Origin of the sequence: Enterococcus mundtii, from assembly GCF_002947535.1 — a bacterium.
GTDB classification, from domain to species: Bacteria; Bacillota; Bacilli; order Lactobacillales; family Enterococcaceae; genus Enterococcus_B; species Enterococcus_B mundtii_B.
The window spans coordinates 75479-87037 of record NZ_PUAP01000050.1 but is presented as its reverse complement, the minus strand read 5'-3'; the positions used below and the strand labels follow the sequence as shown (position 1 = coordinate 87037).

At 38.3% G+C, this 11559-nt stretch carries 9 protein-coding genes and 1 pseudogene; 4 read left to right on the top strand and 6 right to left on the bottom strand.

Going from position 1 to position 11559, the window contains the following annotated elements; genetic code table 11:
* Positions 1–279: 279 nt before the first annotated feature.
* The 5 genes from acpP to CUS89_RS14755 all read right to left on the bottom strand — a co-directional run bounded on the left by acpP (position 280) and on the right by CUS89_RS14755 (position 5934).
* Positions 280–522, bottom strand: coding sequence for an acyl carrier protein (gene acpP, locus CUS89_RS14775; protein WP_104872677.1), 243 nt, complete (start codon positions 520–522; stop codon positions 280–282).
* 120 nt (positions 523–642) lie between these two features.
* A complete protein-coding gene (gene plsX / locus CUS89_RS14770) occupies positions 643–1644 on the bottom strand; it encodes a phosphate acyltransferase PlsX (RefSeq protein ID WP_104872668.1) in 1002 nt (333 codons plus the stop codon).
* Between the two features lie 47 nt (positions 1645–1691).
* Positions 1692–3728: an ATP-dependent DNA helicase RecG gene (gene recG, locus CUS89_RS14765; protein ID WP_104872667.1), complete on the bottom strand. Its 2037-nt coding sequence runs from the start codon at positions 3726–3728 to the stop codon at positions 1692–1694.
* A 109-nt stretch (positions 3729–3837) separates the two neighbouring features.
* Entirely contained in the window at positions 3838–5520 is a 1683-nt protein-coding gene (locus CUS89_RS14760; protein WP_065096390.1) for a DAK2 domain-containing protein, read from the bottom strand.
* A gap of 51 nt (positions 5521–5571) precedes the next feature.
* Positions 5572–5934 carry an Asp23/Gls24 family envelope stress response protein gene (locus CUS89_RS14755; protein ID WP_010720424.1) on the bottom strand — a complete coding sequence of 121 codons (363 nt, stop codon included), beginning with the start codon at positions 5932–5934 and terminating at the stop codon, positions 5572–5574.
* Between the two features lie 271 nt (positions 5935–6205).
* Here CUS89_RS14755 and rpmB point away from each other — a divergent pair, with 271 nt between their 5' ends.
* The 3 genes and pseudogenes from rpmB to CUS89_RS16490 all read left to right on the top strand — a co-directional run.
* A complete protein-coding gene (gene rpmB / locus CUS89_RS14745; RefSeq protein ID WP_010750781.1) occupies positions 6206–6394 on the top strand; it encodes a 50S ribosomal protein L28 in 189 nt (62 codons plus the stop codon).
* Positions 6395–6840: 446 nt separating this feature from the next.
* A complete protein-coding gene (locus CUS89_RS14740; RefSeq protein WP_104872666.1) occupies positions 6841–9513 on the top strand; it encodes a YfhO family protein in 2673 nt (890 codons plus the stop codon).
* Positions 9514–9685: 172 nt separating this feature from the next.
* Positions 9686–10349 (top strand): annotated as a pseudogene (locus tag CUS89_RS16490) (transposase); the annotation flags it as partial.
* Positions 10350–10645: 296 nt separating this feature from the next.
* Here the strand turns inward: CUS89_RS16490 and CUS89_RS14730 are convergent.
* Positions 10646–11119 carry an NUDIX domain-containing protein gene (locus CUS89_RS14730; RefSeq protein ID WP_104872664.1) on the bottom strand — a complete coding sequence of 158 codons (474 nt, stop codon included), beginning with the start codon at positions 11117–11119 and terminating at the stop codon, positions 10646–10648.
* Between the two features lie 233 nt (positions 11120–11352).
* On the opposite strand from CUS89_RS14730, the gene CUS89_RS16610 reads away from it, so the two are divergent.
* Positions 11353–11556 carry an IS3 family transposase gene (locus tag CUS89_RS16610; protein WP_108205378.1) on the top strand — a complete coding sequence of 68 codons (204 nt, stop codon included), beginning with the start codon at positions 11353–11355 and terminating at the stop codon, positions 11554–11556.
* Positions 11557–11559: the final 3 nt, after the last annotated feature.

Below are 11559 nucleotides of genomic sequence, written 5' to 3'. Positions count from 1 at the left end.
TCACCGTTATATAAAAAACAGCTTTTATCGAATAGTTACACCATTTTATAAAAGTATAATTATACAGTATATACGAAATCGAAACTTGAAAAAATCACTTATTCTATAGGAATTTATTACATGGTTCTACTCTTTAAAAAAACTATTTTAATCAAATGATTGTAACTGAAAAAGCCAAGAAAACATGAAATAGCTAAACTATTTCTGTTTTCTTGGCTTTGAGTTTAAATCGGTTATCGCCGATTCATTCATCAGTTGTTGTGTATTTATTCATTCAGTTTATTTCAAATGACTGCTGATATAATCCACGGCACCGCCGACTGTTTCGATTTGTTCAGCATCTTCATCAGAGATCTCTGTACCGAATTCATCTTCCAGTTCAAGAACGAATTCCATGATACTAATTGAATCAGCTTTCAGATCATCTTTAATGTTCAGTTCGTCTGTGACTTTGTCTGTATCCATTTCAAAGTGATTAGAAATGATTTTAGCTACCTTATTAAATACTTCTTCACGCGTCAATTTTTTCACCCCCACAATTCTTAGAACTACTACGTTTTCTTCAACCATAGCTAATTTTACTGACAATTTTTTGGAATGTCCACCCTTTTTTCTCCTTCAGCTTGTCAATTCGAAGAAAATTTAGTCCTCTTTTTTCTCAAATTGCTCCACCAATTGTCCTACAACATTGGTTTCAAGCATCGTATGGATTTGACGGATCGTATAGCGAACTGCATCTGGTCCAGTTGCACCATGTGTTTTGATAACTGGCGCTTTCAATCCAAATAAAACAGCTCCACCGTGTTTTGAATAGTCCATTTCAGATTTCAAAGAGCGCAAACCGTCTTTTAATAGTAATGCACCCATTTTACCTTTGATACCTTCATTCAAGATCGCAGATTTCAATAAGGTCATCATATTCATCGCTGTACCTTCAATAGATTTCAACACTGCATTTCCGGTAAAGCCATCGGTTACTACAACGTCTGCTACGCCATTTAGTAAATCACGCGCTTCTACATTGCCAATGAAATTCAAGCTTGTTTCATTTTGTAAAAGTTCAAATGCTTGTTTTGTTAATTCACTTCCCTTGGTCTCTTCCGTCCCATTGTTAAGCAATGCTACGCGAGGCCGGCCGATACCACGAACTTTTCTCGCATAAAACGACCCCAAAATACCATACTGTAAAAGATGCTCTGGTTTGTTTTCTGCATTTGCACCTAAATCTAGCATATCAAACCCTTCGCCTTCTTTGCCAATAACTGGCAATGTGGACATTAGTCCTGGACGTTCGATGTTTTTGATACGTCCAACAATAAATAAGCCGGCTGCTAGTAAAGCTCCTGTATTCCCTGCTGAAAAAATAGCATCTGCTTCTCCATTTTTGACTGCTTGTGCAGCTAAAACCATCGAAGCAGTTTTCTTACGACGGATTGCTTTGACTGGCTCATCATCACTATTGATTTTTTCGTCAGTATGGACGATCGTGATATTTGTTTCATCTGTTAAATATTTCTTGATCTCTGATTCTTTACCATATAGAACAAATTCCAAATCAGGGAAATCTTTTTGTGCTAGAGCGATCCCCTCCACAATGGCTTGTGGTGCGTGGTCTCCGCCCATTGCATCTACTGCAATTCTCATTATTATTTCCACTCCTTATCATCATTTTTGAAAGTATTGATAATCTATTAATCAAAATAACGATTATCTTGTTCGTCTAATTGTAACTTGGCTGTTAATGGTTGATATTCAGGTAATAACTGCCAGTCTTTGATTTGCCAGATTGCCGCAGCTTCTTCTCGAGCAACTTCTAAGACATTTCCATCTGTTACTAGATCTGCGATCGCAAATTCTGGCAAGCCGGATTGGCGGAACCCAAATACCTCCCCAGGCCCTCGTAATTCTAAATCTTTTTCACTCAAGATAAAGCCATTCGTGGTTTCTGTCATGATTTTCATTCGTTCGACACCTAATTCATTTTTAGGATTCGCCACGAGGATACAATAAGAAGCCTCACTTCCCCGACCGACACGCCCACGCAACTGATGCAGTTGCGCTAACCCAAAACGATCCGCATCCATGATCAACATGACCGTTGCATTCGGCACGTTGACACCGACCTCGATCACTGTGGTTGACACTAGGATCTGGAGTTGGTTTTCTTTGAATGTTTCCATGATCTGATCTTTTTCTTGATTCTTCATTTTACCATGCAATAAGCCAACTTCATATTCTGGTGCAAATAACTCACGAAGTTTTTCATAAATTTCCACTGCATTTTTCACATCTAAGGCTTCGGACTCTTCAATCAAAGGACAGATCACATACATCTGATGCCCTCTGCGCAATTCTTTATAGGTCCATTCTAGCACGGTGTCTAATTGAGGGGTTCGGACCCATCTTGTTTCGATCGGAATCCGTCCAGCAGGAAGCTCGTCGATCACAGATACGTCCATTTCGCCATATGCTGTAATTGCTAAGGTTCGAGGGATCGGAGTGGCTGTCATGAACAACACATCCGGACGCCAGCCCTTCTCACGCAATACTTTTCGTTGGTTCACTCCAAAACGATGTTGCTCATCGGTGATCACTAAGCCTAGATTTTGGAATGCGACACCTTCTTGGATCAATGCATGTGTTCCCACGACGATATCGATTTCCCCATTTTCTAAGCGTTCTAATAACTCGCGACGTTCTTTTACTTTCGTTGATCCGGTCAATAAAGCAACGGTCACTTCATTTGGATCAAATAGTTGGGATAAACTTTCCATATGTTGTTGCGCCAAGATTTCTGTCGGAACCATCAACGCCCCCTGAAAGCCAGCAGTCACTGTCGCATATAAAGCAATCGCAGCAACAACGGTCTTCCCACTCCCCACATCCCCTTGCAACAAACGCTGCATATGGTGTGGATTACGGAGATCCCGGCAAATCTCATTGGTGACACGTTTTTGTGCCATCGTTAATTCAAATGGTAATTTTTTTGTAAATTGTTTTAATCGTTCGACATCATAAAGGATCTCAAGTCCATTCTTTTCAGATTTTTCGGCTTTCTTCAATCCTTGTAACTGCATCTGGAAAAAAAAGAATTCTTCAAAAACGATCCGCCGTTTGGCTTGATGATTTTCCTCATGATTTTGTGGAAAATGCATGCTTCTTACAGCTGTCGGACGATCGAGCAAACGGTATTTTTCAATTAAAGATACTGGTAAATTTTCTTCAATCAAATCACCATACTCACTAAACCCTCGACGGATCAGATCGACCAGTGTCGTTTGGCGAATGGATTTGTTGACATGATAGATCGGAGAGAAATCATCTGGACTTTGCGAACCAAGGATCTTCATCCCATTCAGTGCTTTACGTTTCGCATCCCATTTCCCATAAACTGCGATTTCTTCAGATAAAATGACTTTATCTTTTAAATAGGGCTGATTGAAGAAAGAAACATTGAACACTTCATGTTCTTGCATCATCCGAAATTGCAAACGGCTTTTTTTGTAGCCAAAACGACTCATTACTGGCGGAGAGACAACTAAACCTTTTAATGTAACTTTTTCTTGGTCTTGGATTTCGTTTAGATTTCTTTCTTGGATATCTTCATAACGAAAAGGATAGTAAGTTAATAAGTCTTCGATTGTATGGATACCTAGACTAGCTAAGCTATCCGCTCTTTTTTGGCCAACACCTGCCAGCACTGTGACTGGATCAGCTAACGAACGCATAAGAATTCCCTCCTTTAACAAAAAAAGGAACTTGGTCAACGATTCGCGAATCGTTGACCGAAGATCCTTTCAAATGATTTTCTGCTTTATCTATCGGCTTCAGGCTGTATTATTCAGCAGAAAATAAATAAGGATAGACAGGTTGATCGCCTTGATGGATCTCGATCTCTAACTCAGGATGTTTGTCCATCAGTTGATCCGCAAATGCTTGTGCTTGTTCTGCAGACCCATCTTCTCCAGTTAATATCGTGACGATCTCAGTATCTTCGTTGATCATTTGCTCTAATGTAGCAAGTGATGTCGCTAAGATGTCTGGATTAGAAATCACGATCTTCCCATCGATCATCCCTAAGAAATCACCTTCTGTGATTTTCACTCCGTCGATCATCGTGTCGCGGATCGCATGTGTCACTTGACCACTGACAACACTTGAAAGCACATCTGTCATCGTTTCTTTATTTTCTTCTAATGTTGCTTGCTCATTGAATGACAACATCGCTGTTAATCCTTGAGAAACTGTCTTTGAAGGAACAACAGCAACCGGAAGTTCAGCTACCTCAGCAGCTTGATCAGCTGCCATAAAGATATTTTTGTTATTCGGTAAGATGATGACTTTATCTGCATTCACTTCATTGATGGCTTTCACGATATCTTCCGTACTTGGATTCATCGTCTGTCCACCACTGATCACGTAGTTTGCTCCTAGACTTTCAAATAACTCTTGCACACCTTTACCGGCTGCGATCGCAACGATTCCGTAAGGTACACGTGGCTTCGTCTGTGCGACCGGCGCTGAAGGAGCTTGGTCATGTTCTAAGATTGTTTCGTGTTGCAAACGCATGTTGTCCACTTTGACTTTCACTAGGGAACCGAATTTCTGTCCGTAATTCATGACTTCCCCAGGATTTTCTGTATGAACGTGTACTTTGATGATTTCATCGTCATTGACCACTAACAGGGAATCACCTAGTCCATCTAGATAATTACGAAACTCTTCATAATCGAATGTACTATCTACAGTTGGACCTTCACCGATCTTCACCATGATTTCTGTACAGTAACCATAATGGATATCCTCAGTCGCTAACTGACCTTGCACACTACGATGATGCTCTGCATTCACCATATCGTCCATTTGAGCAGGAGATGGTTCATAGACCTCGTCTGCTTGGTATTCACCATTCAACGCAGTTAGAAAACCTTCATATACGAATAATAGTCCTTGTCCACCACTGTCAACAACGCCTACTTCTTTTAATACAGGCAACAAATCAGGTGTTTTTGCTAATGCACGTTTTCCACCTTTAACGACCGCAGTCATGACTTCGATCACATCGTCTGTTGATTTTGCTTTTTTCTCACCAGCTTTGGCAGCTTCTCTTGCGACTGTCAGGATCGTTCCTTCGACAGGTTTCATTACTGCTTTATAAGCTGTTTCGACCCCATGGGTAAAAGCTGCAGCTAAATCTGTTGCTGTTAATACAGTCACATCAGGGATTTGTTTTGAAAAACCACGGAACAACTGTGATAAGATGACCCCAGAGTTTCCTCTTGCACCCATCAATAAACCTTTAGATAACAGCGCTGCTAATTCTCCTACCTTTTCAGAGGTAGAATCAACAACGGCTTTTGCGCCACTTGTCATTGATAAATTCATATTGGTACCGGTATCTCCATCGGGAACCGGGAATACATTTAGTGAATTGACGTATTCTGCATTTTTTTGTAGCCGATTCGCACCGGACTGAACCATTTCCTGGAATTGGCTTGCACTAATTTCTGTTACACTCACCTAGATAATCCTCCTTCAGATCGACTGCTGAACAGTCAGCAAGTCTCCTGCCTAGTCTGGCAGTACACGAACACCTTGTACGAAAACATTTACTGAATTGGCTGTCACACCTAGTAAAGTCTCCAAGTTATATTTCACTTTTTCTTGGACATTACGAGAAACTTCCGAAATTTTTGTTCCATAACTAATGATTGTATAAACATCAACTGCGATCCCATTAGCTTCTTGACGGACAACTACTCCTCTTGAGTAATTTTCTTTACGCAAAATTTCAGTGATATTATCTTTGATTTGATTCTTGCTAGCCATTCCTACAACACCAAATACATCTGTTGCGGCACCACCAACAACTGTTGCGATGACATCATTGGTAATTTCAATGGTTCCAGCTGACGTTTGAATTTTTACAGCCATGAATGAGCCTCCTTAACGGGTAAAATATTCCCATTTTTCTACTATCACATTTTATCATAGCGTCAACCGAAATAAAAGGTTGTTCCCTTAAAGTACTCAAAAACCATTGAAAAAAAATAAGAAAAGACTTTGTTCACGTTACAATTAATCCATGAAAATGTCAATCAAATCTATGAAAATATGCTTGCAAATTCCTACGCAATATGATATGTTATTCTGGTATGAGCTGAATTTACTATTGCTCCAAATCAAGGCAAAGGAGGAAATTTACATGGCAAAAGTTTGTTACTTTACAGGTCGCAAGACAAAAAGTGGAAACAACCGTTCACATGCGATGAACTCAACAAAACGTACAGTTAAACCTAACTTACAAAAAGTTCGCGTAATGATCGACGGCAAACCTAAAAAAGTTTGGGTGTCAACTCGTGCGTTGAAATCAGGAAAAGTTGAACGCGTATAATTAAATGAATCGATTTGAACCGTTCAACTAAATGAACGGTTTTTATTTTTTGCGAATCATTATCAAATGAGAGACATTTCCTCTACTACATCAAACTCAAGAAAATAAAATAAAAAAGGCTTAAAACAATCAATCACCCAGATAATTGTTTTAAGTCTTCTTTTATGTGCCACCATCCCTCAGATAGTGATAGGTATATGTTTTTTTATAATTGTTACAAATAAAACATAACGCATTTGAAAACGCCTGTCAACACTTTATTTTAAAGTAGAAAGTGTTTTCTTATTTTATGTTATTTTCCTAATGTAAATGTAATTTAAACTCACAATTGTTATTTAATTTCAAATGTAATTTTTTTATGAATTTGGTTGTATTTTCAGCAAGTAAAATCATGAATGTGATAAACTAATTATAACTTCAAATAGAAATTTGGTGACTGAATTGTAATGAAAACAACATTGAAAAAATTCTTAAAAGAAAACGGCCGCTATGCAGCTGCTAGCTTTTTTATCCCTTTACTGATTCTTTTATTGGTTTATTTAAGTATCGGTATTTATCCAGGAAGTGATCGGAGCATCTTGGCAAGTGATGCTTTCTCACAATTTTCAAACTTTCATGCTAGCTTTCGTAATATGTTATTAGGAAAACAAAGCATTTTTTATACGTGGAATGCTTCACTTGGTCTAAATTATCTATCATTGATTTCTTATTATTTAGGTGGACTTTTCACACCACTCGTTTTATTGTTCCCGAATCAATTGATGCCGGATGCCTTGTATCTTATCACCTTATTAAAGGTTGGTTCAGCAGGTTTATCCTTCTGGTTCCTAGCACGAACCTATCGTATTCCACGTTGGGGACACGTCGCATTAAGCGTCAGCTATGCGTCGATTTCATTTATCACTGCCCATTCAGAGATCATCATGTGGTTAGACACCTTTGTCTATCTTCCTCTGATCATTTTAGGTATCCATCGTGTGATGGACCAAAAGAAACCTATTTTATTGTTTGTTAGTTACTTGCTTTTGTTCTTATCCAGTTTTTATATGGGCTTCATGGTCGGGGTCTTCTCCTTTTTGTACTTTGTTACACGACTACTGACAAATTGGCGGAGGTACAAAGGAACGATTTTACCCTATGGAATCACCTCTTTATTAGCAGGAGGCGCTTCGATGGTGATCATTCTGCCTGCCATTCTCGATCTACGTGCCAATGGCGAAGCATTGACGCAGATCACTTCATTGAAGACGGAAGCGACTTCTTATTTAGATTTATTGATGAAAAACATGGTGGGTGTTTATGACACGACGAAATACGGATCGATTCCTTTTATCTATGCTGGATTGTTTCCTTTAGCATTATGCCTCTTGTATTTTGTCAGTCGCAAGTTCCCGTTGAAAAATAAGTTGTTGTTCGGTGGACTATTCGCGATCTTGATTGCTAGCTTCTATTTAGTTCCTTTGAATTTATTCTGGCATGGGATGCATGCACCAAATATGTTCTTGTTCCGCTATGCCTATCTCTTTTCGTTTCTCGTACTCTTGTTAGCTGCCCATAGTTGGGAACAGCTACAGGAGAAGGATCATAAACGATTGCTAGGCGTCATCATTGTACTAGCGGCTGCTTTTGCCACAGCTTGGGGAATCAAACCAGATGGTAGTTATACGTATGTCACGCTCACCTCCTTTGTTCTGACGCTGGTCTTTTTAGCGCTCTACGCATTGACGATTGGTTTATTCCAACAACACCCTTTTGATTTGAAACGTTTGAGTATTCTTCTGTTACTATTGATGACAGCCGAAGCTGCAGTCAATACCAACAGTATGATCCATGGCATTCTCGATGATTGGAATTATGCCTCAAGAAGTTTGTATACCGAACCTTATCCTGAGATCAAAACGTTAGTTGATGCCTCGAAAAAGGATTCTGATACGTTTTATCGATTAGAAAACCTTGATCCTGTTTCACCGAATGATTCGATCAATTATGGTTATAGTGGTATCAGCATGTTTTCTTCGATCAGAAATCGCAACTCTTCCTCTTACTTGGATACTTTAGGCTTCCGTTCTAGAGGAACAAATCTGAACATTCGCTACAATAATAATACCTTGTTGATGGATGGATTTACGGGAATCAAATACAACATTGCTAAAAACGATAGTAGTTTTAATAAATACGGCTTCCAATCCGTCGAACAAACGGACAACTATACATTGTACGAAAATAGCAATGCTGTACCATTAGCCTTTAAAGCACCCATGACGATCAATGAGATCGAACAACCGATAGCTGATAATCTAACCAGTCAAACGAATTTGATGAATGCTCTTTCTGGGTTGAATCAACAGTTCTTTACGTTCTACACACCGACCCTAAAAAGTCATGAGAATACGGAGATCACAAATACGACAAATGGCGTTACTTACAGCGAAACAGCAAATAATCAGCCCAAAGAATTGACTTGGGAAGTCCAAGTACCTGCGAACACCCAAGCATATCTCAGCCTGTTTCCAACAAATTTTGCCCAGTTAGAAAGCTCTACCGCAACGATTAGCGTCAATGGTGTATCCAGAAAATCTCAAATTAACATTACTGGTCAATATTACGATTTAGGTTATTACCCGCAAGACACAACGGTTACTTTCACTGCAAGCTTCTATGGGACGAAAGAAGTCAGCTTTATGGAACCACAAGTTGTCGGACTTGATGTGGTGGCGTATCAAGCCGCAATCAACCAGCTCAGAAATAACGGCGTAGAGATGACTACTACCGGTCGAACAGCCACAGGAACAGTAAATGCGACTGAAAAAACGATGTTAGCTACGACTATCCCTTATGATGGTGGTTGGACCGCTAAGATCGATGGCGAAAAAGTACCTGTGAAAAAATTCCAAGATGCTTTTATCATGATTGAAGTCCCTAAAGGCGAGCATACGATTACTTTTAGTTACATGCCAAAAGGATTCATTCCTGGCTTACTTCTCTTTATTGGATGTATTGCCTTGTTTATCTTGTATCTATGGTATCTTCGTAAACGTCAGCCATTTAGTGGCGTCATTGATCCTATAAACGAAAGCGATGATCACCGTCCAAGACGTGAACGTCGTCGCGCAAGATAAACAGACAAATAGTGTGGGGCATTAGTCCGTTCTCAAAAATAAAAACTAGTCCAATTTTGATATAATTTGTCAAAATTGGACTAGTTTCTGTTTGTATGCGCACATGTGAAAAGAATGGAATGCTAAGTATTAAGATGACTAAACGGGCTCTATAACCATATAAACTGGGTAATTAGTTGATGTCGTACCCACTCGAAACTTAGCGTGGTTGACCACTTATTTTCAGTCATGTATGAATCCTCTGATGTTAACTATCTAGTCACTGATATGAATACAGCGTATTTCCAATTAATAAAAAAAGTGTTTCCTATGCCAAATTAGTCATTGATCGCTTTCATGTCGTCAAACACATGAATCAAGCGTTCTAAGATTTTCGTGTACGTGAAATGAAACGTCTGATTTCCTCGAATGATCAAACGATGCCAAGAAAAATAAAAAGCCATTGGCGAATACTCACCAAAAATCGGAAGAACATCAACCATACAGAATATAAAACTTGGCGTAGCTTTCGCGCACCCAAGTATCCTTATCTGACAGAATCCATGGCGCTTGATCGGTTATTAGGCGCTTCTACTGCCTTGAAAGTCGCCTATCACGCTTTATATGATCTAGCCGATGCCTTTCGTGACAAAGACCACGAGTCGTTTTTCACTCTCTTGCATCAGTTATCAGAAACACTAGATGAAGAATTTCGGCTAAAACTACAAAATTTTCTAAGCTATGAAGAAGGTGTCCGTCATTCCTTAATCTATCCTTACTCTAACGATAAAATCGAAGCAAAGAACACTCACATCAATACACTCAAATGAGTGTATTATGGCTTTAAATCATTTTAGAACATGCGAATCCGTATTTTTTTGACGAATCAAGTTATTCATGTAAAATAACGAAGAAAAAGGAGTCTCTTCTTCTGGATTTCACTTGATTGAACTCATCAGTCCTTATTGACAAAGAGCCTAAAATACATCAAAATGGGACTCATTTTTATTTTTGAGAACGGACTAATGTCCCAGTCTTAGATCAACCAAACTAAATTTGAATTATTTGTTCGGCATATAGGCCTTTAGGCAATTCAACAACTTTAGTTTTCAGTTTTTAATAACTTATATTATCGCCTTTCAATATAGGAAAATTACTTGTTCCTCCTACTTAATCTCTTTTGCAACTCACAAATGGCCGTTTTATCTAAATCAAAATGTAATAATTGTTGTGCTTCTTCAAAAGTAACCCATGTGAATTCAGTATGTTCATCGGATGGTTGTAGGGCTCCTTGATATTCAGTTATATCGTATGCAAACGTATAAATTGGTATTACAAAAATATCTCTCTTCATTGCATCCTTAACAAGCTCAGGAAAATGATCTACCAAAACAGATGCTGTTGAATCCAGTTGAACTAATTTGTCAACTTTCAAAAAATTTGATGCTATTCCACTTTCTTCAATAAATTCTCTTATCGCAGCTTGATCAGGCGCTTCCTCATCTTCTCCTCCACCTGCAATAAATTGCCAGACAGACATATCTTCTCTTTTAAATATACAGCATTTCAAATTTGAGCTTCTTTCCAAAATGTATGGAATCAACAATATGTTATAATATGTTCTCATACTAACCCTTCTCGTCTATAATTTTCTGTATCACATTTTGAATCTTCATAAATATATATATATATTACTCTATTTACTCTTTTTGAAATTCAATTATTTTTGTTAATAAAACATCTTCTTTGTTTGCTAGTTGATCATAGTAAATTTCACTTTTCAGTATATTCATAGATCTAAATTGCTTTATTTTTTTGGGAAAATTAAATAACCGATCGAACATTTCTGGACTATAGGGTATATTTAAAGAAGAAAAATTCTCTCAAGAAAGTTATCAAAGTTTTGATTACCTAAAGAAATCTGTCTGTAGTTATATGCGGTACTACAATAATTATCGCTACTCTGAAGCATTAAATAAGCTTTTGACGAGTTCAGGAAGCGAGCTACATAAAAACAGGAATCGATTGATTCGATTCCTGCATAGTATAATTTTTGTTTTTTGAATT

Coding starts and splice junctions, on each gene's coding strand:
- plsX (WP_104872668.1), bottom strand. CDS start 1,644: ATGAGAATTGCAGTAGATGCAATGGGCGGAGACCACGCACCACAAGCC.
- recG (WP_104872667.1), bottom strand. CDS start 3,728: ATGCGTTCGTTAGCTGATCCAGTCACAGTGCTGGCAGGTGTTGGCCAA.
- CUS89_RS14755 (WP_010720424.1), bottom strand. CDS start 5,934: ATGGCTGTAAAAATTCAAACGTCAGCTGGAACCATTGAAATTACCAAT.
- rpmB (WP_010750781.1), top strand. CDS start 6,206: ATGGCAAAAGTTTGTTACTTTACAGGTCGCAAGACAAAAAGTGGAAAC.
- CUS89_RS14740 (WP_104872666.1), top strand. CDS start 6,841: ATGAAAACAACATTGAAAAAATTCTTAAAAGAAAACGGCCGCTATGCA.
- CUS89_RS14730 (WP_104872664.1), bottom strand. CDS start 11,119: ATGAGAACATATTATAACATATTGTTGATTCCATACATTTTGGAAAGA.